Raw genomic sequence first — 21,892 nt, 5'->3', positions numbered from 1 at the left:
CCGCCTTCCCGACTCTCCGGGGTTGACAAAGGTTCTGAACACGGCACGATCAGTCAGCACCCCTCGTCGGAAGGATCGGACTGATCGTGCGCAAAGTGATTCAATTCTCGACTGGCAACGTGGGACGGCATTCCTTGAAAGCGATCATCGGCCGACCTGATCTGGAACTCGTCGGCGTGCACGCCGCCGGCGCCGAGAAGATCGGCCGGTATGCGGGCGAGCTTTGCGGTTCGCACGAACCGACCGGCGTCATCGCGACCGACGACATCGACGCCCTCGTCGCCCTCGGTGCCGACTGCGTCGTCTACACGGCGCAAGGAGAGACCCGGCCGATGCAGGCCATCGAACAGATGGCCAAGTTTCTCGCGGCCGGCAGCAACGTCGTCGGCACCTCGATGGTCTGGCTCGTCGCACCCCGGCACGCCGATGACTGGTTGCGGGTGCCGCTGGAGCGCGCCTGTGCGGCCGGCAATTCCTCGCTGTACGTCAACGGCATCGACCCGGGCTTCTCCGGCGATACATTGGTCCATTCCGCGGTCAGCCTCACCACCCGCGTCTCGTCGATCACCGTGCAGGAGATTTTCGACTACGGAAATTACGACGATGCCGAGTTCACTGGGGCCGCAATGGGTTTCGGAACGACCGCGGACGACGAGCCGGCGATGATGTTCTCGCCCGGGGTTATCGTGTCGATGTGGGGCGGTCAGGTACGCAGCCTTGCGGACAACCTCGACATCAAACTCGACGACGTTCGGCAGCGCGTCGACCCCTGGTACACGCCGGAGCGCATCGATTGCACGATGATGACGGTGGAACCGGGTCAGATGGCCGCCGTGCGTTTTGCCACCGAGGGTGTCCTTGACGGCAAACCGGTGATCACCCTCGAGCATGTGACCAGGCTTACCCCGGCCGCGGCGCCCGATTGGGAGTTCCCGCCCGACGGACATACCGGCGTGCACCGCGTCGTTGTGGAGGGCGAACCTCGGGTGGAAATCAACACCCACCTGTCCCATCCCGTGTTCGATGCGACTGATGCCGGCTGCATCTCGACGGCGGCCCGGGCGGTCAACGCGATCGATTGGGTGTGCCGCGCGCCCCAGGGACTCGTCGCTGTGGAGGACATCCCGCTGTCCGCGACGATGCGCGGCGTGATGTGGACTGACCCCGCGCTGATCGGCGGCTGATCCGCTTAGATTCGCCAGCTACTGGGCTCCGAGATGCGCAGGGCAGCGCCCGCCGGTAGCGGTTCTGGCCCGGTGGTAGATATCGCACCGAGGATCAGGGCCACGTAGCGTCGCCAGCCGTCGCTGTCCGGGTCCATTGTCGGCAGCACCGCATACAGCATCGCGATCATGCGCGGAAGGTCCTCGGCGACCAGATCGGCGCGGACGAGCCCGGCCCGCTGACCTCGGCGGGCAAGCTCGTAGAGGGCTTGGTTCAGCGAGTCCGAAATGTCGGGGGTGAGCGACCCGGCCCGGTGCGCGGCGGTCAGCAGGTGACGCTCACGGGCACCGAGTCCGATTGCCGCTTCGATCAATTGGCTCAGGCCCTGCAGCGGGTCGTCCGCGCGTCGCGCGTCCTCGATCGCGGGCGTGAGATCCTCCGCGACGCTCTGATCCAGGGCGGCCCGCAGCAGGTCCGCCTTGGCCGGGAACCGGCGGTAGAGCGTTCGTTCGCCGACCCCGGCACGTCGGGCGACGGCTTCCATGGGCGCGTCGGGCCCCAGCTCGCCGTAGACGGTCCGCGCGGCGCGCAGGATGCGCGCGACGTTGCGGGCGGCGTCCGCCCGCAACGGCCGGTCCTCGACCGCGGTCATCTGCACAGCCTAACTGACGGTTGACTGCCAACTACCCGGGTCCTACTCTCCATGTAACTGGCAGATAACTGACACTTAAGGCGGAACCGCTGATATGTCAATGATTTCCGAGACGGACCTTCCCGTCATCCCAGCGCGGCGTGCTGCCCATTGCCCACTCGCGCCGCCACCCGAGTTCACCGAGTGGCGCAACGAGCCGGGATTGCGTCGTGCGATCTACCACGGCCAGCCGGCCTGGGTGGTGAGCCGCTACCGGGACATCCGGGCGGCACTGCTCGATCCGCGCCTGTCCGCGGATACGATTCCGGCCTCGATGAAACCGGCGAGCCCGGACAATACCGTTCCCGTGATGTTCGCGCGGGTCGACGACCCGGAGCACCATCGGTTGCGGCGCATGCTGACCAGTGATTTCACCTTTCGGCGTTGCGAGAGGATGCGACCGCAGATTCAGGAATTGGTGGACCAACACCTCGACGACATGATCGCCAAGGGCCAGCCAGCCGACCTGGTGCGTGACTTCGGTCTGCCGGTGCCCTCACTGGTGATAGCGCTGCTGTTGGGTGTGCCATCCGAGGACTTGGGGTTCTTCCAGCACCATTCCACGCTTGGGCTGGAGTGGACGACGACCGATGAGCAGCGGGCCCAATCCTTCGGGGCGATGTATGCCTACATCGAGGAACTCGTGGATCGCAGGGCGGACGATTCCAGCGATGACCTCATCGGCCGCCTGGTCACCAACTACGTCGCGACCGGCCAACTCACCCGCGAGACCGCGGCTATGACGGGTGTGGTCATGATGCTGGCCGGCCACGAAACCAGTGCCAACATGATTTCGTTGGGAACTGTTGCGCTGCTTGAGCATCCCGAGGTCTTCGCACGGCTCGGCGAGACAGACGATCGTGCCGTCGTCGCGAACATCGTCGAAGAGCTCATGCGCTATCTCAGCATCGTGCACAGCCAAGTCGACCGGGTGGCGACCGAAGACATGACCCTCGGTGGTCAGTCGATCCGCGCGGGAGACATGGTCTTGATGAACCTGCCCGCGGGAAATTGGGATAGCGATTTCGTCGACAACCCCGAGACGTTCGACGCCGATCGGAATACCCGCGGACACATCGGATTTGGCTACGGCGCGCATCAATGCATCGGGCAAAACCTTGCCCGCGTCGAAATGCAGGTCGCGTTCGCCACGCTGGCGCGGCGCCTGCCCGGGCTGAAGTTGGCGGTACCCCCGGATGAGCTGAAGTTCAAGGAAGCCGACATCTACGGGATGAAAGAACTTCCGGTCAGCTGGTGACCAACGAGCTGCGGTTCGACGAGCAGGTCGCCGTCATCACAGGCGCCGGCGGCGGCCTGGGCAGGCAATACGCCCTGCTGCTGGCATCCCGCGGCGCGCGCGTCGTCGTCAACGACATCGGCGGCTCGGTGACCGGGGATGGCGCCGACGGGCAGGCCGCACATGCCGTCGTCGACGAGGTCCGCGAGCGGGGTGGCGAGGCCGTCGCCGACATCCACAGCGTGACGACTCCCGAAGGCGGACAGGCGATCATCGACACCGCCCTGCGCACCTGGGAGCGGGTGGACATCGTGATCAACAACGCCGGGATCGTCGGCGACGCGCCGTTCGCGGACATGACCGCCGACCGGCTCGAGCCGCTCATCGACGTGCACCTGAAGGGCGCGTTCCACGTGACGCGACCCGCGTGGGCGGTGATGCGAGAACGGCGGTACGGCCGGATACTGAACACTTGCTCGGCGGCCGGAATCCTTGGCGCCGAACGCATGAGCAACTACGGCGCGGCCAAAACCGGATTGATCGGTTTTACCCGGGTACTGGCGGCCGAGGGGGCTGCCCACGACATCAAGGTCAACGCCATCGCGCCGATTGCCTACACCCGGATGCTGGCGCGCGAGGTCGAGCACGCGACCCGACAGCAGGACGACCAGGTGGCACAGGCGGTGTTGGATGACCTTGTGGGCCAACACCTTCAGAAGCTCGACCCGGCCCTGGTGGCTCCGGTGGCGGCCTTCCTGACGCACCGCGAGTGCCCGGTTTCCGGCGAGATCTACACGGTCGGCGGCGGGCACGTCGCCCGGTTCTTCATCGGCAGGACAAAGGGTTTCCACCGGCCCGCGCTGTCCGTCGAGGATGTGCGCGATCACCTCGACGAGATTCGGGACGAGGCGGGCTATACCGTTCCGGGCGGACCGGCCGACGAGATGACGGAGTTGTTCGCGGCCGTCGGTGACCGACCGGGCTGACGGTCACCTAGGTAACCTGGCCGCCGAGCGTGCAATGCACGACGCTTCATCGGCGTGTCGCGTCGCGAAATGCACACTCGCGCTGAGGTCGGCGGGCATAAAGCCGTCACCGGGACTTGAAGATGCCGCGCCAGATCAGGAAACCGATGCCCACGGCGGCGCCCAGCACCACCGCGGCCAACATGGTCTGGAAAGCATCGATCGCGATCCAACTGGGCTCATACGAGCCGGCGGCGCCCACGCATTCGAAGCTCACGCTGGTCCCCGACTGCCCGGGTTTGTAGCTGTAGTCGGTGGTGTCGTACGCCAGCTGGTATCCGCGGTCGCAGACGAAGGGGCTCGTCCACAGCGCGCTCGACGGCATCAGTGCGGTCAGGGAGGCGGCGGCGCCGACGCAGAGGCCGAGGGTGCCGAGGATCGCGCCGATGCGGTCGGGCCACCCGCGCAGGCCCCACGGCCGCCGGCGGCCCTGCGCCGCCTGGCGCTTTGAGCCGACCGGTTGCGAAAACCCGGGCGGCGGTCCCATGAAGGCCGGCGCGCTGTATTCCGGTGCGGTGCCCTGCCCGGAATACACCACCGAGTGCCCCACCTTGAACGTCGCTTTGCCGTGTTTGAAGATGTTGTCGATCTGTTCCTGCGACAGGCCGGCCTGGGCCGCGGCTTGCATGAATGCCGCCCGATGCTGAGCCATCTCGGACCCGGAAGGCCCGCCGGGGCCCGCCGCCCCACCGGAGCGCAAACCCTCCCACAACGACTCCGCGTACTGGCGGGCGCGGTCGTCGGCACCCCGGCCCGCACCCGTCTGCACGGTGAAGAACGACGGCGACGGCCCCTCGACGCGGTTCGGCTCAGCGGCCGCCTTGGCCTCGGCCAGTTGACGTTCCAGCTCAGCGATGCGCTTTTGCTCCGCGAGCTGACGCTCCAGGTCAGCGATGCGCTTTTCGGGATCGTCGGTGTCCATCGGCACATGGTCCCACGCCGAAATAGCGGTTGCAGCAAATTCAGCAGCCGAACGCGGCGCCGACCCCGTCCGGCGGTGGCACCGACTTCAGGCACCCGAACGGCTGGATGCCGGCGGCGGCGAATCGCACCGCCGACTGATGGGCGTAGTTCACGCAGAGCAGGCCCGAATCGTCGGCGCGGCAGCGGTAGTCGCCGAATGACAGCGAATCCCCGTTCGCCAGTTCGGGCCCGTTGCCGTTGAGGAACGGACCCGGATCCGCGCGTGCCGACCCGACCTGGAGGGTCGTTCCGTCGAAGTCCACCCAGCCGCCCTTCCAGTCGCCGTAGGCCGTGTCCGGGCGGGGCGGGGGATTGGTCAGGGCGACCAGGCACGCCAGCGCGGCGCCGGTGTGCTTGGAATCGGTCATGCACGACACTTTGCCCGCCTGCACGGTCAGGGCGATGTCGTTGCCGAGCGGCGTGGTGGCGCCCTCGCGGACGGCGCTGTGGTAGCGGCCGGGATCGGCTGGGTGAGCTGCCTCGATCCAGGCGATGACGTCGGAGATCGCGGCCCCGTCCCCGGGCGCTCCGGACGGCGCCGGGGGTTTGCTGCCGGACGGTCCGACGGATGTGGTCGCGGAAGTCCTCGCCGAGGGCTGCGTGGTGGTCTGCGGCTGCCCCGAGTCGCCGCCAGGATGCGAGCATCCGGCGACCAGCAATGGCACGGCGACCAGCGCGGCGATCCGCATCCCGCCAGGCTAGCCGCCACGCCCCGCGATTCGATCGCTAGCCGCGCACGACCGCCGTTGTGTCGGCTACCGTCACTGGTATGCATGAGCGCACCATTCGCGCCCGCACCACCGCCGGCATCGTCGAAGGGTTCACCCGCGATGGCGTAAACCGGTGGCGGTCCATCCCTTACGCCCGCCCGCCGGTGGGCGGGCTGCGATTCCGGGCGCCGCAGCCGGCGCCGCCGTGGTCGGGCGTGCGGCACTGCCACGGCTTCGGCAACTGCGCGCCGCAGCAGCGCCGCTACACCATGCTCGGCGTCGGCCGCTACCAGCCGATGAGCGAGGACTGCCTCACCCTCAACGTCGTCACGCCCGAGGTCGCGGCGGACGAGCCGCTGCCGGTGATGGTGTTCATCCACGGCGGCGGCTACATCATGGGCAGCTCGGCCACCCCGCTGTACGACGGCGCCGCGCTGGCGCGCCGCGGTTGCGTGTACGTGTCGGTCAACTACCGCCTGGGCGTGCTGGGGTGCCTCGACCTGTCGTCGCTGTCGACGCGCGACACGAAAATCGACAGCAACCTGTACCTGCGCGACCTGGTGCTGGCGCTGCAGTGGGTCCGGGACAACATCGCCGAATTCGGCGGAGACCCTGGCAATGTCACGATCTTCGGCGAGAGCGCGGGCGCCTGCATCACCTCCACGTTGCTGGCCGTGCCCGCCGCCGAAGGCCTCTTCGCACAGGCGATCTCGGAAAGCCCGGCGTCCGGTCTGGTGCGGTCGCGGGAGATCGCCGTCGAGTTCGCCAAGCGCTTCGCCGGGCTGCTCGGCGTGCGCCCGCAAGACGGCGCGCACGCGTTGATGCGGGCGTCCGCGGCGCAACTGGTGGAAACGCAGCACCGGCTGATCGATCAGGGCATGGAGAACCGACTGGGCGCCTTCCCGATCGGTCCCGTCGTCGGCGACGACGTCCTGCCCGCCGACCCCGTCGAGGCGATGCGGTCAGGCCGGGCGCACAAGGTGCCGCTCATCGTGGGCACCAACGCGGAGGAGGGCCGCCTGTTCACCCGCTTCCTCAAGATGCTGCCGACGAACGAATCGATGATCGAAGAGCTGCTCGCCGACACGGAACCGGCTGCCCGCGAGCGGATTACCGCCGCATACCCCGACTACCCGGCGCCCTCGGCCTGCATTCAGCTCGGCGGCGACTTCGCGTTCAGCTCGGCGGCCTGGCAGATCGCCGAGGCCCACGGCAACCACGCGCCCACCTACCTCTACCGCTACGACTACGCCCCGCGGACGCTGCGCTGGTCGGGCTTGGGCGCCACGCATGCCACCGAGCTACTGGCCGTGTTCGACGTCTATCGCACCCGGTTCGGTGCGCTGCTGACCGCCGCCGCCGACCGGCGCGCGGCGCTGCGGGTCAGTAACCATGTGCAGCGGCGGTGGCGGTCCTTCAGTCGCACGGGTTCGCCGGGCGACGACTGGCCCGTCTACACCCGCGACGACCGCGCCGTGATGGTGTTCGACCGCAAGAGCCGGATCGAGTTCGATCCGCACCCGCACCGCCGGATCGCCTGGGACGGCTTCTCACTTGCGCGTTGACCTGGCACGCTAGACCCTCATGCACGCCGACACCGAGCAAGTCATCGAGCGACCCGATAACCTCACCGCCTCCTGGCTGGCCGCCGCGATCGGCTCCGGACCCATTGCCGACTTCGCCGTGGAGCGCATCGGCACCGGACAGATGAGCGAGTGCTACCGCGTGCGGCTCACCTACGTCGACGCCGGTGCCGGAGGACCGGAGTCGGTGGTGCTGAAGGTCGCGGCCTCCGATCCGGTGAGCCGGCAGACGGGCTCGGCCCTGGGCCTCTACGAGCGCGAAGTCCGCTTCTACGGCGACATCGCGCCGCGCCTGGGCGGCCCGATCGCGCCGTGCTACCACGCGGCCGTCGACACCGCCACGGGCGTGTTCGATCTGTTGCTCGGCGACGCCGGGCCCGCGGTCGTGGGCGACGAAATCGCCGGTGCCACACCGGAACAGGCCCGCATCGGCGTCGTCGAATTGGGGCGCCTGCACGGCCCGCTGCTGGGGGACCCGTCGCTGGCCGACGCGCCGTGGCTGAATCGCGAAACGCCTTTGAACCAGGCGATGATAGCGTCGCTGTACGCCGGCTTTGTCGACCGGTATGGCGACCAGATCGCGCCCGAGCACCGCGTCGTGTGCGAGCGCCTGGTCGCCGCGTTCGACGGTTACATCGCGGCCGAGTCGGAGCCGGGCCGGATCCGGGGCCTGGTGCACGGCGACTACCGGCTGGACAACATGCTGTTCGGTACCGAAGGGGCCGACCGCGCGCTGACCGTGGTCGATTGGCAGACGGTTTCCTGGGGTCCGGCGTTCACGGACCTGGCGTACTTCCTCGGTTGCGCGTTGCGCGGGCAGGACCGGCGGGACCATTACGACGAACTGCTGCGCGCCTATCACGACGCGCTGGGCCCGGAGGCCCCGGTCAGCCTGGCCGACGTCCGCGAAGGTGTCCGGCGCCAAAGCTTTTTCGGCGTGATGATGGCGATCATTTCGTCGATGCTGGTGGAGCGCACCGACCGCGGCGACCGGATGTTCATGACGATGCTGCAACGCAATTGCGAACACGTGCTCGACACCGACGCGCTGGCCACGCTGCCCGCCGCGGCAAAGCCGGAGCCGCTGCGGCCGTCGGACGACGATGAGCTCGCCCACGCCCCGACGGATGAGCCGTTGTGGAGCGAGAGCTGGTACGCCGACTTCGCCGACGCGGCACAGGGATTGGGCGGCTGGTTTCGCCTCGGCCTGATCGCCAACCAGCAGACCGCATTGGTGCACGTTCTGCTGTGCGGCACCGACATGGCGACCGTCGCCGTCGACGCCGAGATCCCGCTGCCGGCGGACCCGTGGGCGTTGCGCACCGACGCCTTCGAGTTGGACCACTCCGCCCGCGTCCCACTTCAGGCCTATCGGGTCGACGTGCGCGGGCAGGCCCAGGCCTACCCGGACCCGTCGGCCTTGTTGCGCGGCGAGCCGGGCACTCCGGTCGAAATGACGATGAACTTGGAGTGGGCCACCGACGGCGCACCGTACAAGTACCGGGTGACGACGCGCTACGAAATCCCTTGCACCGTCTCGGGAACCGTCACGATCGGCGACACCACCTACCGTGTCGATTCGGTTCCCGGGCAGCGCGACCACTCGTGGGGAGTGCGCGACTGGTGGAGCATGGACTGGATCTGGAGCGCGCTGCACCTCGACGACGGCACCCACCTGCACGGCGTGAACATCCGCATCCCGGGCGCGCCGACGTTCGGCATCGGCTACGTGCAGGACGCCACCGGCAACGTCACCGAACTGGACGCCGTCGCGTCGCGGGAATCGTTCGGCGACAACGGGTTACCGCTGAACGCGACCGTGGACCTCAACCCCGGTGACATTACCGCGGACATCGCGGTGCGCGGCCACGCCCCGGTACGCATGGTCGCCAAGGACGGGCGCGTGAGCCAGTTCCCGCGCGCGTGGGTCAGCGTCAAAACCGCGGACGGCCGCAGCGGTGTCGGTTGGGTGGAATGGAACCGCAACCTCGCGGATTAGCGGCCGGGCCACCCGTCGTGGTGATGGGCGTCTCGGGATCGGGCAAGTCGACGGTGGGGACGGCGCTGGCGCGACGGTTGGGGGTGCCGTTCGTGGACGCCGACACCCTGCACCCGCCGGCGAACATCGCCAAGATGACCGCCGGTGAACCGCTCGACGACGACGACCGCTACCCCTGGCTCGAACGGGTCGGGCAGTGGTTGGCCGGCCACCGCGACGGGGGCGTGGCGAGTTGCTCGGCGCTCAAACGCAAATACCGCGACCAGCTCCGGGCCCACTGCCCCGAGGCCGAGTTCTTGCATCTCGCCGGTTCACCGGAACTGATCGGGGGCCGGCTGGCCGGGCGGTCGGGCCATTTCATGCCGGCCGCGTTGCTGCGATCCCAGTTCGACGCGTTGGAGCCCCTCGGCGCCGACGAGGCGGGCGTCACCCTGGGCGCCGGCCAACCCGTCGACGCGATCGTCGGTGCATTCATGATGTAGCATTGTGCTACAGTCTGTAGCGGAATGCTGCAGGAGCGGAGGAAGGTCATGGCAGAGGCTCTCGATCGCGTCACGCGGGTTGCCGCCGACCTGATGGACAGTGCGGCGTCCGAGGGCGCCCGCCAGAGCCGGTCGGCCAAGCAGCAACTCGACCACTGGGCGCGGGTCGGCCGCGCGGTATCCAGTCAGCACACCAGCTCTCGGCGGCGGGTGGAAGCGGCGTTGGCGGGTCACTTGGCGCTCGGCGAACTCACCGTCGAGGAGGGTGTCGTGTTCAACGCCGAGATCTCGGCCGCCATCGAGGAAAGCCTGGCGCGCACCAATTACGGGGCGGCCCTGGCCGGGCAGGGGATCACCACGGTGGCCCTCAACGACGCCGGCGACATCGTCGAGTACCGGCCCGATGGCACCGAGGTGGTGCTTTCGGGCAAGCGCTGACCGCGCGGGTCGATGAACCGCCTGGACCTGGTGGTCGGGCCGAACGGCGCCGGCAAGTCGACGTTCATCGCCTTCACCCTCTCGCCGCTGTTGCCCCGAAGCTTCGTCGTGAACGCCGACGAGATAGCTCGTCAACGCTGGCCCGAGGACCCGGCGTCGCACTCGTATGAGGCCGCGGAAATCGCCGCCGACACGCGCGCCAAGTTGATCGAGCTGGGCCGGTCTTTCATTGCGGAGACGGTCTTTTCGCATCCCTCGAAGCTGGACCTGATCCGCCGCGCGCGCGGCGAGGGTTTCACCGTCGTCCTGCACGCGCTGCTCGTCCCGGAAGACCTTGCGGTCGAGCGGGTCCGGCACCGCGTGCTGGCCGGCGGCCACCGCGTGCCCGAGGACAAAATCCGTCAGCGGCACCGCCGGTTGGGGGCGCTCGTCGCGGACGCCGTCGCGTTATCCGACATCGCAACGGTCTACGACAACAGTCGCCTGCGTGGGCCGCGCATCGTCGCCCAACTGAGCGGTGGCGCGCTCGTCGGATCGCCCGACTGGCCGGAATGGGCGCCAAAGGAACTGTCGGCGCGCTGGCCGAGCTGAATACGCGCTTACCAGGGGCGCCGGCGCCGCCGGGTCGGAACGTCGCCCACCCGGTCGCGGGCGGTGTCGGCCAGTTCGCTGCCCCGCGCGGCCGCCGTGTTGGCCAACTCGATGCCGCGCAGGCGCGCGATCTCGGCGAGCTCCACGCCGCGGTCCCGCGCCGTGTCGGCGAGCTCCTCGCCGCGCTTGCGCGCCTTCTTCGCCAACGGTGCGCCTTTTTCGGCGGCCGTGCTGGCGAGTTCCTCGCCGCGTTTGCGCGCCTTCTTGGCCAGTGGGGCGCCCTTTTCCGCGGCGGTGCTGGCGAGTTCGCGGCCGCGTTCGAGGGCGGCCTCGGCGTAGGGGGCGCTCCTTTCGGCGGCGGTGCTGGCGAGTTCGCGGCCGCGTTCGAGGGCGGCCTCGGCGTAGGGGGCGCTCCTTTCGGCGGCGGTGCTGGCCAGTTCCCGCCCGCGTTCGGCGCCGACCTGCAGGCCGTGCACGATCTTCTCCCCGAGCTCGGTCAGTTCGCCGTCGTCAGATCCGGGCAGCGCCGACGACACCCGCTCGGAGAGCCGTTCCGCGGCCCGGCGTCCCCGCCAGCCCAACGACGGCTTGCCGGCCGTGTCGGCGGACGCGATCATCAGTCCGCCCACCAGGCTGAGGTCGGTCAGAAAGTCCTTGCGCTTCTGGGCTTTCAGCTGCGGGTCGCTCTCGCTCCAGAACATGTGCGCGCCGAGGTTGGCCGGTAGCACCGTGAAGGCGAGCGCCGCCGAGGCGACGCGCGGCGCCTTGCCGATGGCGAGCAGCAAGCCGCCGCCGATCTGGACGGCCGCATTGATCTGAGCGAACGTCTGCGGGTCGCTGGGAATGCTGCTCCCCACCGGATCCGGCAGGGCGCGAAGACCGTCGACCGCCGGCGCCGCGGCTTCGGCCGCCGGCTTGGGATTGAGCAGCGAGTCGATTCCCTGGCCGATGAACACCGCCGACAGCAGGGGCCTCGCGATTCTGCGGATCAACATGGCAGCTGGGTTACCCGGCCGCCCGGCACGCAAACCGCCGGGGCTATCGCCCCTGCTCGCCGCGCCTCCCACGGGTCCGGCGATATGGTGGAGCGCGTGCGGGCGTTGATCGTCGTCGACGTGCAAAACGACTTCTGCGAGGGCGGCTCGCTGGCGGTGAATGGCGGTGCGGCGCTGGCTTCCGCCATCTCCGATTATCTCGCCGGCAACCCCGGTTACGACCACGTCGTCGCGACCGCGGACTTCCACGTCGACCCCGGCGAGCACTTCTCCGAGCACCCCGACTACCGGTCGACCTGGCCCCCGCACTGCGTCGCGGACAGCCGCGGCGCGGATTTTCACCCCGGCCTCGACACCGGCCGCATCGAGGCGGTGTTCCGCAAGGGCGACTACGCCGCGGCGTACAGCGGCTTCGAGGGCGCCGACGCCGACGGGACCCCGCTGCTCGAGTGGCTGCGCCGGCGCGGCGTCGACGAGGTCGACGTGGTCGGCATCGCCACCGACCACTGCGTGCGGCGGACCGCCGAGGACGCTGCGAGGGCCGGCCTGACCACCCGGGTGCTGGTGGACCTGACCGCGGCCGTCGCGGCGGATTCGGCCGCCGAAGCGTTGGCGGAGATGCGAACTCTGGGCATCGAGCTGGTCGGCGGCCCGTGATGGTGGTGCCCCTGGATCGCGAGCGCCTGCTCGCCGCCGTGGAGCGCTCGCCGCAGGCCGCCGCGGCGCACGACCGCGCCGGATGGGTGGGGCTGTTCACCGGCGACGGACGCATCGAAGACCCGGTGGGATCGCGCCCGCACGTCGGGCATTCGCAGATCGGCCGCTTCTACGACACCTTCATCGGGCCCCGCGACATCAAGTTCCACCGCGACGTCGACATCGTCGTCGGCACCGCCGTGCTGCGCGACCTCGAGCTCGAGGTGTCGATGGGCTCGAGGGTGACGATGTACATACCCGCCGTCCTGCGTTACGACCTCCGAGAAGACAACGGCCGCTGGAAGATCGCCCATTTGCGGGCCTACTGGGAGCTGCCCGCCATGATGCTGCAGTTCCTGCGGGCCGGGACGCGGGCGGCGTCGCCGGCCGTGCAACTGTCGCGCGACTTGCTGGCCAATCAGGGATTCCGGGGGACCACCGGCTTTCTTGCCGGATTTCGGCGCGTCGGTGCGCGGCGCAAGCGTGTCGCGGAGGCCTTCCTCGGCGCCGTCGCCCGGAAAGAGACATCCACCGCCCTGCGCTCACTATCGCCAACGGCCGCAATAACTTTGGGCGACAACGACCGGCTCGATGTCGCCGAACTCGTCGAACAGCTCGACGGGGCCGGCTGGGCCAAGGTGATCGGCGCGAGGACCACCGTCGCGGTTTCGGTCAGCTCGGTTCATGGGCGCGGCATCGTGCTCGTCGACGTGGCCTGGCCGGGAAACGCGATCGACCGGATCCGGTACTTCCCCGCCTGAGGGCACCAATTGTTCCCGGCGGAGAGAAGTTAGCCAGTGCCGGATGTTTCTATGTCTTGTCAGGCAAGTGATACTGCCGTAGAAATAGCTGTCACTGAATGGAGGCGGGCGATGGGTGTGCTGCGGATCTTCGGAGTGGGCGTGGCGTTCACCGCCGTCCTGACGGTAGGAACGGCCTGCACGGTGACCACGACGTCGTCTTCCTCGTCGAGCTCGTCCAAGCCGGCGTCGTCCACCACGACGCCGTCGAGTTCGGCGGCATCGACCACCACGTCCAGCGCGCCGCCGTCCGGGGTTGCCCCGCTGGGCGACTACACCTACCTGCTGTTGCAGGCGAGCGACATCGGGCCCGACACCGCGACCACGGCGCCGCCCGTGCAGAACCCCGGCGGCATCGCCGGAGCCGGCGTAACGTACGCCAACCCCGATCGGACGCGGAGCATCGACGACCTCGTCGTGGTCTTCACCGACCCGACGACCGCCGCACAGCAGGCCAAAGAGCGCGCGTCGTCGTACGGCAAATACGTCACCGGGACCCCCCAGCCATTCGAGGTCGGGACTAACGGCCTGATCGCGGTGGGGACGTCCCCCGACAACTCCAAATCGGTGACGTATGTGACGTTCGCCGAGGGAAGGGTGGGCGTCGACCTGGAATTCGACAGCGCGCCGAACGATCCCGCCCCGCGCGACGTCGTGCTGGACATGGCCCGCAAACAGGACCAGCTCATCAAGGACCGGTTGCCCGCCTAGCAGGGTTCAGCGCGCGACCGTCAACGCCAGTGTGGCCGCCGACAGGCACAGGTAGGCACCGGGAAACGCGATGTTGTAGAAGACGCGTGCCCGCAGGTGAGTAACCACGGCGCCGACGAAGAACATGACCAGGCCGGCGGCGGCCGCAATTCCCAACGGGCGCAAGCCCACCAGCCCGACAACGAGTCCGGCGGCCCCGGCCAGCTTCACCGCCGCCAGGGGCGGCAACCACGAGCGCGGCACCCCCACCTCGGCCGAGTTCGCCAGGACGAATCCAGCGGGGATCAGGTCGGCCACGGCTACGGCGGCGGTGACGACGGCGGTTGTCAGCGTGACGGCGATGTAGGCGGCATGCATTTTCGTCAATCCCTTGTCCGACAGGTGTTTCCGCAGCGGCGAGCCGGATGGCCGCAGCGCGCGGTGCGGCGCACAATCGGTAGGGTCATGGTGCTGGTCTCCTTTGCGACAGAGAGTTCGATGGATGCGGTCACCTTCTTGACGACTCCCGTGCGGAAAAGGTGACCCATGAGCGCACCGAAGGATCTGGCGGATATCGCGCAACGGTTCGACGCGGACCGACGACACCTGAGGTCGGTCGCGTTTCAGCTGCTCGGGTCGGCGGCCGACGCCGACGACGCGGTCCAGTCGGCGTGGCTGAAGGCCAGCCGCAGCGGATTCGAAGCCCTCGCGGACATCGACAACCTCACCGGCTGGTTCACCACCATCACCGCCCACGCCGCCATCGACCAGCTCCGGGCGCGGGGGCGCCGCGCCGAGCAACCGCTCGGCGATCCCACCGAGCTGGACCGCCTCGTAGGGACCGCGTCGGCGCCGGCTGACGAGGGCGCGCTGCTGGCGGACTCGGTCGGCAGCGCGCTGCTGGTCGTGCTCGACCGGCTCTCACCCGCGGAGCGGGTGGCGTTCGTGCTGCACGACGTCTTCGCCATGCCGTTCGAGAAGGTCGCCGCCCTGCTGGACCGGTCGCCGGCCGCGGCGAAGAAACTCGCAAGCCGGGCCCGCGGGCGCCTGCACGCCCGTCCGGCGGTCGAACCGGCCCGCGCGGCCAGGCACCTCGAGGTCGTCGAGGCGTTTCTGGCAGCGTCCCGCGGCGGCGATATCGCCACCCTGCTCGAGCTGCTGGCTCCCGACGTGGTGCGCCGGGTCGACCCGGCGCTGGTCCCCGCCGACGTGCCGACCGAGGTGCGCGGGGCGCGGGAAGTGGCCGAGGAGACCCGACGCTTCACCCGGCGCGCGCGGTCCGGTGTGGTGCTGCTCATCGACGGCGTCCCCGGCGTCGTGCTCGCGCCGCGCGGGCGCGCGCAGGCCATGCTGCGGATCGCCATCGGCCCCGACGACCGCATCCACACCATCGACATCACCGGCGATCCCGACCGGCTGCGCCGGGCCGTTCTCACGCTCCCCGTTACCGGGCAAGATCGGGAGCACCATGCTCGATAAGCCGTTCGGGCGACGAGGAGTGCTACGCGGCGCCGGCGCGCTCACCGCGGCGTCGCTGGCGCCCTGGACCGTCGGCTGCGCTCCCGACGACGACGCGCTGACCTTCTTCTTCGCCGCCAATCCCGACGAGCGGGATCGCAGGATGCGCATCGTCGAGGAATTCCAGCGCCGCCATCCCGACATCAAGGTCCGGGCGGTGTTATCCGCGCCGGGCGTGATGCAGCAGTTGTCGACGTTCTGCGCCGGCGGCAAATGCCCGGATGTGCTCATGGCGTGGGAATTGACCTACGCCGAGCTGGCCGACCGCGGGGTCTTGCTGGACCTCAACACCATGCTGGGTCGCGATCAGGCCTTCGCGGCGGAACTGAAGTCAGACGGCATCGAGTCGCTGTACGACACCTTCGCGTTCAACGGGGGCCAGTACGCACTCCCGGAGCAATGGTCCGGAAACTTCCTGTTTTACAACAGACGGCTTTTCGCCGAGGCCGGCGTCGCGTCGCCGCCCGGAACGTGGGAGCGGCCGTGGACTTTCGCGGAATTCCTCGACAACGCCCGCGCCCTGACCAAGAGAAACGGATCGGGGCGCACCACTCAATGGGGCTTCGTCAACATGTTTGTTTCGTACTACTCGGCCGGGCTTTTCGCCATGAACAACGGGGTGCCGTGGTCCACCCCGCTGACGAACCCCGTCCACTTCAACTTCGGCGACGACGCCTTCATCGAGGCGGTGCAGTTCTACGCCGACCTGGCCAACAAGCACAGGGTGGCGCCCAACGCATCCGAGGTGCAGTCGATGTCCACGCCCGATCTGTTCGCGGCGGGCAAGGCGGCGATGGCGCTCGGTGGCCACTGGCGATACCAGACGTTCATTCGAGCCGACGGCCTGGATTTCGATGTCGCGCCGTTGCCGGTGGGACCCCGCCGAACGGGACAGGCCGCCCGCTCCAACATCGGTTCCACCGGGCTGGCCATCTCGGCGAGCAGTCAACGCAAGGAGCAGGCGTGGGAATTTGTGAAGTTCGCGACCGGCCCCGTCGGCCAGGCGCTGACCGGTGAATCCACCCTGTTCGTGCCGGTGCTGCGCTCCGCGCTCAACTCGGTCGGATTTGCCGAATCGCACCACAGGATCGGCAACCTCGACGTGCTCACCCAGGGACCGGCGTCGTCGGACGGGATGCCGGTCACCCCGGCGTGGGAAAAGATCGTCGCCCTGATGGACCGTAGCTTCGGACCCGTGCTGCGCGGATCCCGCCCGGCGACGTCGCTGACCGCGCTGTCGCCCGCGCTCGACGAGGTGCTGCGCACGCCATGACATCGGTTGACACGCCCACGGTGTCCGGTCCGTCCCGGCGACGCGCCCGCGCCGGTCGCCTGTTCGTCGCACCCAATTTGGCCGCGGTCGCGGTGTTCATGCTGTTTCCGCTCGGATTCTCGCTCTACATGAGCTTCCAGCGGTGGGACGTCTTCAGGCCACCGAAGTTCGTGGGCCTGAAGAATTTTGAAGAGCTGTTCACCTCTGACCCGTTGTTTTTGATCGCGATCCGCAACACCGTGATCTTCACCCTTGGCACCGTCGTGCCGACCATCCTGATCAGCCTCGTCGTGGCCGGTGTGCTGAATCGGAAAGTCAAGGGCATCGGCGTTTTTCGCACGATCGTCTTCCTGCCGCTGGCCATCTCGTCGGTGGTGATGGCGGTCGTGTGGCAGTTCGTCTTCAACACCGACAACGGGCTGCTCAACATCATGCTCGGCTGGGTCGGGATCGGGCCGGTCCCGTGGCTGGTCGACCCCAAGTGGGCCATGGTTTCGTTGTGCATCGTCAGCGTCTGGCGCAGCGTTCCGTTCGCCACCGTCATCCTGCTCGCGGCGATGCAGGGGGTTCCCGAAAGCCTCTACGAGGCGGCCAGGATCGACGGCGCGGGCGAGATACGGCAATTCGCGTTCATCACGGTGCCGCTGATCCGCGGGGCGATGTCGTTCGTGGTGGTGATCTCGATCATCCACGCGTTCCAGGCGTTCGACATGGTCTACGTCCTCAACGGCGCGAACGGCGGGCCCGAAAGCGCGACCTATGTGCTGGGCATCATGCTGTTCCAGCATGCGTTCTCCTTCCTGGAATTCGGCTACGCGTCGGCGCTGGCCTGGGTGATGTTCGCGATCTTGCTGGTGCTGACCGTGGTGCAGTTGCGCCTCACGCGGCAGCGTTCTTTGGAGGCTTCCGGTGGTCTTGGCTGAGCGGGTGTTCAAGCGCAACGTCTTTCGCGCCGTGCTGGTGTACACCGCGCTGATCGCGATCGCGTGGTGCTGGCTGTTCCCGATCGCCTGGGCGGTGTCCGGCTCGCTGAAAAGGGAGGGCGAGGTGACCGAGCCACGGCTCTTGCCGGCGCATCCGCGGTGGTCCAACTACACCGAGGTGTTCTCGCTGATGCCGTTCTGGCGCATGTTTTTCAACACCGTGCTGTACGCCGGGTGCGTCACGGCCGGGCAGGTCTTCTTCTGCTCGCTGGCGGGATATGCGTTCGCGCGACTGCAGTTTCGGGGCCGGGAGACGTTGTTCGTGTTGTACCTGGGCACGCTGATGGTGCCGCTGACGGTGACGGTGATCCCGCAGTTCATCCTGATGCGAACCCTGGGCTGGGTGGACACCCCGTGGGCGATGATCGTGCCGGGTCTGTTCGGCAGCGCCTTCGGCACCTATCTCATGCGGCAGTTCTTCCGCACGCTGCCGACCGAGCTCGAGGAGGCGGCGATCCTGGACGGTTGTTCCCCGTGGCAGATCTACTGGCGCATCCTGTTGCCGCACGCCCGGCCGGCGGTGCTGGTGCTCGCGGTGCTCACCTGGGTCAACGTCTGGAATGACTTCCTGTGGCCGCTGTTGATGATTCAGCGCAACAGCCTGGCGACGCTGACGCTCGGCCTAGTCAGGCTGCGCGGCGAATATGTCGCCCGCTGGCCGGTGATCATGGCCACCTCCATGCTGATCATGGTGCCGTTGGTCGTCATCTACGCCTTCGCCCAGCGCTCCTTCGTCCGCGGCATCGCCGTCACCGGAATGAACGGATAGCCATGGCATCGGTCAGTTTCGAGCGGGCGACGCGGCGCTATCCGGGTGCGGATCGGCCCGCGCTGGACAGCCTCGATCTCGACGTCGGGGACGGCGAATTCGTCGTCCTGGTCGGACCGTCCGGCTGTGGCAAGACGACCTCGCTGCGGATGGTGGCCGGACTGGAGACGCTGGACGCCGGGCGCATCCGGATCGGGGACCGCGACGTCACCGACGTCGACCCCAAGGATCGCGATGTGGCCATGGTGTTTCAGAATTACGCGCTCTACCCGCACATGACCGTGGCGCAGAACATGGGCTTCGCGTTGAAGATCGCCAAGACCCCGAAAGCCGAGATTCGCGAACAGGTTCTGGCCGCGGCGAAACTGCTTGACTTGCAGCCCTATCTGGATCGCAAGCCCAAAGACCTGTCCGGCGGGCAGCGTCAGCGGGTGGCCATGGGGCGAGCGATCGTGCGGCGCCCGCAGGTTTTCCTGATGGACGAGCCTTTGAGCAATCTCGACGCCAAGTTGCGCGTGCAGACCCGCAACCAGATCGCCGCGCTGCAGCGACGGCTCGGCACCACCACCGTGTACGTCACCCATGACCAGGTCGAGGCGATGACCATGGGGGACCGGGTCGCCGTGCTCTGCGACGGGGTGCTGCAACAGTTTGCGACGCCGCGCGAGCTCTACCGCAACCCTCAAAACGTATTCGTCGCGGGGTTCATCGGGTCCCCGGCGATGAACCTGTTCACCCTGCCGATCGTGGACTCTTCGGTGTCGCTGGGGGACTGGCCGATCCCGGTGCCGCGTGAGATCGACGGTACCGCAGGCGAGGTCGTCGTCGGGGTCCGCCCCGAACACTTCGAACTGGGCGGCCTCGGCGTCGAGATGGAAGTCGACGTGGTCGAGGAGCTGGGGGCCGATGCCTATCTCTACGGCCGAATCACGGGGTCGGGCAAGGTGATCAGCCAACCCGTCGTCGCGCGCGCCGACGGGCGTCAACCGCCGGAGAAGGGCAGCCGGGTGCGCCTGCATCCCGAACCCGGGCACTTGCACTTCTTCGGCACCGATGGCCGCAGAATTTGTTGAGCAGCTATGCGCTCGCGCACCCGATCGCGTGCAGCCGACGTTGCACGCGCGCGATGTCATCGTCGGAGGGCATCGCGTTGGTGACGTGGGTGATCGCCACCCCGACATCGGCGCTGCTGATCGGCGCACATCTGCGCATGATGAGTTCTCTTGTGATGGTGTTGATCTCGTCGTTCGATACGCGCCGGTGCGACAAAGCCGCCAGCGGCGCGAAACCGGTCGCCGGCATGCCGGTGGGGTACCCGGCGCGCAAAAAAGCGACGATGCTCGAAACCCAATGGGACAGGTCCATGACGTCCACCTCGCTCACCGCCACACGCTGTGCATTAGCGGCACTTAGCAACCTAGCAGCGGCAACGCCATCAGCCCGGTAATACCACGCAGTTACTTACGACTAATTTATGGATTTTTCAGACTTGCGGCCGAACCCTTAGCGGTTTACCAATTTCGACAGGGTGGCGCGCCGCAACCCTGTTTGGCCGCAACGCTTCCTAGGATGGCCGGGTGGTTGATCGCTATGGAACTGATGTCCTCGCCGCGGGCCGGCGCAAGCCCCGCTCGACCGAGCACCCGGCCGATCTCGGGCTGGTCGTCGAGGATGCCGAAACCGGCTACGTCGGAGCGGTGGTGCGAGTGGAATACGGCCGCGTCGACCTGGAGGACCGGCACGGTCACACCCGCGGCTTTCCGCTCGGCCCGGGCTTTTTGCTCGAGGGGCGCCCGGTGATCCTCACCGCGCCGCGCCGCGCGGCACCCGCCACCGCGGGCAGGACGGCGTCCGGCTCAGTCGCGGTGCCCGGCGCGCGAGCCCGCGTTGCCCGGGCGGGCCGGATCTACGTCGAGGGCCGCCATGACGCCGAACTGATCGCACAGGTATGGGGCGACGATCTGCGCATCGAGGGTGTCGTCGTCGAGCACCTCGGTGGCATAGACGATCTGGTGGACATCGTGGCGGAGTTCGGGCCCGGCCCGGGGCGCCGGCTGGGCGTCCTCGTCGACCACCTCGTCGCGGGTTCGAAGGAGACGCGGATCGCCGAGGCGGTGCGCCGCGGACCGGGCGGGCGAGACACCCTGGTCGTCGGCCACCCCTACGTCGACATCTGGCAGGCCGTGAAACCGCAGCGCCTCGGCCTGGCGGCCTGGCCGGAGGTCCCGCGGCACGTCGAGTGGAAGCACGGTGCCTGCGAGGCGCTGGGCCTGCCGCACGCCAACCAGGCCGATATCGCCCGGGCGTGGCGCCGCATACGCTCGAGCGTGCGCGACTGGAACGACCTGGAACCGGCGCTCATCGGCCGCGTCGAGGAACTCATCGACTTCGTGACAGAACCGCCTTCCCCCTGAATCTCGCGTACTAAAAAGATCGACTGGATTTTATTCGCCTGCTGAGGCGACTCACCGCCGGCGACCGCTCAATTGTCGCGGCGGCCACATCACGGTAGCTACCCCTGCGGTAGCGCTCGCGGTCAAACGAATGCCACTACATCCTGCGGAGTCTGCTCACCCGAGCAACACCGGAACATGCCCGTAATGGCGCGGGGCCCGTGATGTTTCGGGCAAGTGATGTCTTGTGTCGTCAACGTAAAACAATCTCACCCGCCGTCACGCATCGGTCGTGGATGAGAACTAAATCCGTGAAGAACCAATAATCAGCAGGAAACGGAGGAAGTGCATGACCGACGCACTCGTCATCGATGCGGAAGGGCTCGACCGGCTGTCGTGCAACGCCAAGGCGAACCCCGACACGGGAAAGAAGACGCTGCAAGCCACGACGGTTTGTGAGGCAGGGTTTCGCAACATGACCTACGTGCGCGACCTAGCGCCGATGCTGGTGGGCGAGCCGCCCGCGCTTCTGGGTGACGACTCGGCGCCCAATCCCTCCGAAACCGCCCTGGCGGCCTTGGGGTCTTGCGTCTCGGTCGGCCTGCTGGCCAACGCCACCCACCGGGGCGTGACCCTCACCAAGATCGAGGTCGAGATGGAAGGAGACATCGACATCTCCGCGGTGTGGGGGGTGGGCGACACACCCGAGGGCAAACGCCTTGGTTTCAGCGCGGTGCGCTGCAAGGTAACCCTTGCCGGCGATGCCGACGACGCGACCCTCAAGGAGATCCACGACAACGCGATCGCCTGGTCGCCCGTGGTCAACACGTTCCAAAACCCGGTAAGCGTCGTATCGACCCCGGTTACCGAATAGGCATGGTGGGGGACACTA

The 21,892-nt window shown here is 68.0% G+C and carries 24 protein-coding genes; 18 read left to right on the top strand and 6 right to left on the bottom strand.

Annotated features, from left to right (window positions below; genetic code table 11):
- The first annotated feature begins 86 nt into the window (after nt 1–86).
- Nucleotides 87–1,184: an NAD(P)H-dependent amine dehydrogenase family protein gene (locus AC5Y5E_RS26520; RefSeq protein ID WP_499906316.1), complete on the top strand. Its 1,098-nt coding sequence runs from the start codon at nt 87–89 to the stop codon at nt 1,182–1,184.
- 5 nt (nt 1,185–1,189) lie between these two features.
- On the opposite strand, the gene AC5Y5E_RS26515 is transcribed toward AC5Y5E_RS26520, so the two are convergent.
- Nucleotides 1,190–1,816, bottom strand: a complete 627-nt coding sequence (locus tag AC5Y5E_RS26515) for a TetR/AcrR family transcriptional regulator (RefSeq protein WP_499906314.1) — start codon at nt 1,814–1,816, stop codon at nt 1,190–1,192.
- 94 nt (nt 1,817–1,910) lie between these two features.
- Here AC5Y5E_RS26515 and AC5Y5E_RS26510 point away from each other — a divergent pair, with 94 nt between their 5' ends.
- The gene (locus AC5Y5E_RS26510) at nt 1,911–3,113 is read left to right on the top strand and encodes a cytochrome P450 (RefSeq protein WP_499906312.1); all 1,203 of its coding nucleotides are present in this window, start codon (nt 1,911–1,913) and stop codon (nt 3,111–3,113) included.
- Nucleotides 3,110–4,078 (top strand): SDR family NAD(P)-dependent oxidoreductase, encoded by a 969-nt coding sequence (locus tag AC5Y5E_RS26505; RefSeq protein WP_499906310.1) that lies wholly within the window; start codon nt 3,110–3,112, stop codon nt 4,076–4,078. The genes AC5Y5E_RS26510 and AC5Y5E_RS26505 overlap by 4 nt, the downstream gene beginning before the upstream one ends.
- 106 nt (nt 4,079–4,184) lie before the next feature.
- On the opposite strand, the gene AC5Y5E_RS26500 is transcribed toward AC5Y5E_RS26505, so the two are convergent.
- Together AC5Y5E_RS26500 and AC5Y5E_RS26495 are read right to left on the bottom strand one after the other, a co-directional pair.
- Nucleotides 4,185–5,039: a hypothetical protein gene (locus AC5Y5E_RS26500; protein ID WP_499906308.1), complete on the bottom strand. Its 855-nt coding sequence runs from the start codon at nt 5,037–5,039 to the stop codon at nt 4,185–4,187.
- 40 nt (nt 5,040–5,079) lie between these two features.
- Complete coding sequence (locus AC5Y5E_RS26495; RefSeq protein WP_499906307.1) at nt 5,080–5,769, bottom strand: hypothetical protein; 690 nt, start codon at nt 5,767–5,769, stop codon at nt 5,080–5,082.
- A gap of 80 nt (nt 5,770–5,849) precedes the next feature.
- On the opposite strand from AC5Y5E_RS26495, the gene AC5Y5E_RS26490 reads away from it, so the two are divergent.
- From AC5Y5E_RS26490 to AC5Y5E_RS26470, 5 genes are read left to right on the top strand one after another with little or no spacing between them, the layout of a single operon-like run.
- Nucleotides 5,850–7,355, top strand: coding sequence for a carboxylesterase/lipase family protein (locus tag AC5Y5E_RS26490; protein WP_499906305.1), 1,506 nt, complete (start codon nt 5,850–5,852; stop codon nt 7,353–7,355).
- A 19-nt stretch (nt 7,356–7,374) separates the two neighbouring features.
- Nucleotides 7,375–9,372, top strand: a complete 1,998-nt coding sequence (locus AC5Y5E_RS26485; RefSeq protein WP_499906303.1) for a DUF7064 domain-containing protein — start codon at nt 7,375–7,377, stop codon at nt 9,370–9,372.
- Nucleotides 9,348–9,854 carry a gluconokinase gene (locus tag AC5Y5E_RS26480; RefSeq protein WP_499906301.1) on the top strand — a complete coding sequence of 169 codons (507 nt, stop codon included), beginning with the start codon at nt 9,348–9,350 and terminating at the stop codon, nt 9,852–9,854. The genes AC5Y5E_RS26485 and AC5Y5E_RS26480 overlap by 25 nt, the downstream gene beginning before the upstream one ends.
- A gap of 48 nt (nt 9,855–9,902) precedes the next feature.
- The gene (locus AC5Y5E_RS26475) at nt 9,903–10,292 is read left to right on the top strand and encodes a TA system antitoxin ParD family protein (protein WP_499883310.1); all 390 of its coding nucleotides are present in this window, start codon (nt 9,903–9,905) and stop codon (nt 10,290–10,292) included.
- Between the two features lie 12 nt (nt 10,293–10,304).
- Nucleotides 10,305–10,883 (top strand): ATPase, encoded by a 579-nt coding sequence (locus tag AC5Y5E_RS26470; protein WP_499906299.1) that lies wholly within the window; start codon nt 10,305–10,307, stop codon nt 10,881–10,883.
- Between the two features lie 8 nt (nt 10,884–10,891).
- Here AC5Y5E_RS26470 and AC5Y5E_RS26465 read toward each other — a convergent pair whose 3' ends face one another.
- Complete coding sequence (locus AC5Y5E_RS26465; protein ID WP_499906297.1) at nt 10,892–11,878, bottom strand: DoxX family membrane protein; 987 nt, start codon at nt 11,876–11,878, stop codon at nt 10,892–10,894.
- 96 nt (nt 11,879–11,974) lie between these two features.
- Here AC5Y5E_RS26465 and pncA point away from each other — a divergent pair, with 96 nt between their 5' ends.
- The 3 genes from pncA to AC5Y5E_RS26450 all read left to right on the top strand — a co-directional run bounded on the left by pncA (nt 11,975) and on the right by AC5Y5E_RS26450 (nt 14,085).
- Nucleotides 11,975–12,535: a pyrazinamidase PncA gene (gene pncA / locus AC5Y5E_RS26460; protein WP_499906295.1), complete on the top strand. Its 561-nt coding sequence runs from the start codon at nt 11,975–11,977 to the stop codon at nt 12,533–12,535.
- Nucleotides 12,535–13,335, top strand: a complete 801-nt coding sequence (locus AC5Y5E_RS26455; RefSeq protein ID WP_499906293.1) for a ketosteroid isomerase family protein — start codon at nt 12,535–12,537, stop codon at nt 13,333–13,335. Before pncA ends, AC5Y5E_RS26455 begins: the two co-directional genes overlap by 1 nt.
- A gap of 111 nt (nt 13,336–13,446) precedes the next feature.
- Entirely contained in the window at nt 13,447–14,085 is a 639-nt protein-coding gene (locus tag AC5Y5E_RS26450) for a hypothetical protein (protein ID WP_499906291.1), read from the top strand.
- A gap of 6 nt (nt 14,086–14,091) precedes the next feature.
- Here the strand turns inward: AC5Y5E_RS26450 and AC5Y5E_RS26445 are convergent, their stop codons facing one another.
- A complete protein-coding gene (locus tag AC5Y5E_RS26445) occupies nt 14,092–14,442 on the bottom strand; it encodes a DoxX family protein (RefSeq protein WP_499906289.1) in 351 nt (116 codons plus the stop codon).
- Nucleotides 14,443–14,610: 168 nt separating this feature from the next.
- Between AC5Y5E_RS26445 and AC5Y5E_RS26440 the strand changes: the two genes are divergently transcribed.
- From AC5Y5E_RS26440 to AC5Y5E_RS26420, 5 genes are read left to right on the top strand one after another with little or no spacing between them, the layout of a single operon-like run.
- Nucleotides 14,611–15,543, top strand: coding sequence for a sigma-70 family RNA polymerase sigma factor (locus tag AC5Y5E_RS26440; RefSeq protein ID WP_499906287.1), 933 nt, complete (start codon nt 14,611–14,613; stop codon nt 15,541–15,543).
- Nucleotides 15,533–16,855 (top strand): ABC transporter substrate-binding protein, encoded by a 1,323-nt coding sequence (locus tag AC5Y5E_RS26435; RefSeq protein ID WP_499906285.1) that lies wholly within the window; start codon nt 15,533–15,535, stop codon nt 16,853–16,855. Before AC5Y5E_RS26440 ends, AC5Y5E_RS26435 begins: the two co-directional genes overlap by 11 nt.
- Nucleotides 16,852–17,778, top strand: coding sequence for a carbohydrate ABC transporter permease (locus AC5Y5E_RS26430; protein WP_499906283.1), 927 nt, complete (start codon nt 16,852–16,854; stop codon nt 17,776–17,778). The genes AC5Y5E_RS26435 and AC5Y5E_RS26430 overlap by 4 nt, the downstream gene beginning before the upstream one ends.
- On the top strand, nt 17,765–18,607 hold the full coding sequence (locus AC5Y5E_RS26425) for a carbohydrate ABC transporter permease (protein WP_499906281.1): 843 nt from the start codon (nt 17,765–17,767) through the stop codon (nt 18,605–18,607). Before AC5Y5E_RS26430 ends, AC5Y5E_RS26425 begins: the two co-directional genes overlap by 14 nt.
- 2 nt (nt 18,608–18,609) lie before the next feature.
- Nucleotides 18,610–19,680: an ABC transporter ATP-binding protein gene (locus tag AC5Y5E_RS26420; protein ID WP_499906279.1), complete on the top strand. Its 1,071-nt coding sequence runs from the start codon at nt 18,610–18,612 to the stop codon at nt 19,678–19,680.
- A 4-nt stretch (nt 19,681–19,684) separates the two neighbouring features.
- Here AC5Y5E_RS26420 and AC5Y5E_RS26415 read toward each other — a convergent pair whose 3' ends face one another.
- Nucleotides 19,685–19,972 carry a DUF3349 domain-containing protein gene (locus AC5Y5E_RS26415; RefSeq protein ID WP_499906417.1) on the bottom strand — a complete coding sequence of 96 codons (288 nt, stop codon included), beginning with the start codon at nt 19,970–19,972 and terminating at the stop codon, nt 19,685–19,687.
- Nucleotides 19,973–20,184: 212 nt separating this feature from the next.
- Here AC5Y5E_RS26415 and AC5Y5E_RS26410 point away from each other — a divergent pair, with 212 nt between their 5' ends.
- Nucleotides 20,185–21,021, top strand: coding sequence for a DUF3097 domain-containing protein (locus AC5Y5E_RS26410; protein WP_499906277.1), 837 nt, complete (start codon nt 20,185–20,187; stop codon nt 21,019–21,021).
- A 328-nt stretch (nt 21,022–21,349) separates the two neighbouring features.
- Nucleotides 21,350–21,874, top strand: coding sequence for an OsmC family protein (locus AC5Y5E_RS26405; RefSeq protein ID WP_499906275.1), 525 nt, complete (start codon nt 21,350–21,352; stop codon nt 21,872–21,874).
- Nucleotides 21,875–21,892 lie beyond the last annotated feature (18 nt).

It is taken from the genome of Mycobacterium sp. NGS54, from assembly GCF_059812465.1.
Note: the sequence above shows the minus strand (reverse complement) of the source record. Positions and strands in the feature narration are given on the sequence as shown.

Coding starts and splice junctions, on each gene's coding strand:
- AC5Y5E_RS26450 (WP_499906291.1), top strand. CDS start 13,447: ATGGGTGTGCTGCGGATCTTCGGAGTGGGCGTGGCGTTCACCGCCGTC.
- AC5Y5E_RS26485 (WP_499906303.1), top strand. CDS start 7,375: ATGCACGCCGACACCGAGCAAGTCATCGAGCGACCCGATAACCTCACC.
- AC5Y5E_RS26405 (WP_499906275.1), top strand. CDS start 21,350: ATGACCGACGCACTCGTCATCGATGCGGAAGGGCTCGACCGGCTGTCG.
- AC5Y5E_RS26445 (WP_499906289.1), bottom strand. CDS start 14,442: ATGCATGCCGCCTACATCGCCGTCACGCTGACAACCGCCGTCGTCACC.
- AC5Y5E_RS26515 (WP_499906314.1), bottom strand. CDS start 1,816: ATGACCGCGGTCGAGGACCGGCCGTTGCGGGCGGACGCCGCCCGCAAC.
- AC5Y5E_RS26500 (WP_499906308.1), bottom strand. CDS start 5,039: ATGGACACCGACGATCCCGAAAAGCGCATCGCTGACCTGGAGCGTCAG.
- AC5Y5E_RS26480 (WP_499906301.1), top strand. CDS start 9,348: ATGGAACCGCAACCTCGCGGATTAGCGGCCGGGCCACCCGTCGTGGTG.
- AC5Y5E_RS26470 (WP_499906299.1), top strand. CDS start 10,305: ATGAACCGCCTGGACCTGGTGGTCGGGCCGAACGGCGCCGGCAAGTCG.
- AC5Y5E_RS26455 (WP_499906293.1), top strand. CDS start 12,535: ATGGTGGTGCCCCTGGATCGCGAGCGCCTGCTCGCCGCCGTGGAGCGC.
- AC5Y5E_RS26435 (WP_499906285.1), top strand. CDS start 15,533: ATGCTCGATAAGCCGTTCGGGCGACGAGGAGTGCTACGCGGCGCCGGC.
- AC5Y5E_RS26415 (WP_499906417.1), bottom strand. CDS start 19,972: ATGGACCTGTCCCATTGGGTTTCGAGCATCGTCGCTTTTTTGCGCGCC.
- AC5Y5E_RS26510 (WP_499906312.1), top strand. CDS start 1,911: ATGTCAATGATTTCCGAGACGGACCTTCCCGTCATCCCAGCGCGGCGT.
- AC5Y5E_RS26490 (WP_499906305.1), top strand. CDS start 5,850: ATGCATGAGCGCACCATTCGCGCCCGCACCACCGCCGGCATCGTCGAA.
- AC5Y5E_RS26495 (WP_499906307.1), bottom strand. CDS start 5,769: ATGCGGATCGCCGCGCTGGTCGCCGTGCCATTGCTGGTCGCCGGATGC.
- AC5Y5E_RS26420 (WP_499906279.1), top strand. CDS start 18,610: ATGGCATCGGTCAGTTTCGAGCGGGCGACGCGGCGCTATCCGGGTGCG.
- AC5Y5E_RS26465 (WP_499906297.1), bottom strand. CDS start 11,878: ATGTTGATCCGCAGAATCGCGAGGCCCCTGCTGTCGGCGGTGTTCATC.
- AC5Y5E_RS26430 (WP_499906283.1), top strand. CDS start 16,852: ATGACATCGGTTGACACGCCCACGGTGTCCGGTCCGTCCCGGCGACGC.
- AC5Y5E_RS26440 (WP_499906287.1), top strand. CDS start 14,611: ATGAGCGCACCGAAGGATCTGGCGGATATCGCGCAACGGTTCGACGCG.
- AC5Y5E_RS26475 (WP_499883310.1), top strand. CDS start 9,903: ATGGCAGAGGCTCTCGATCGCGTCACGCGGGTTGCCGCCGACCTGATG.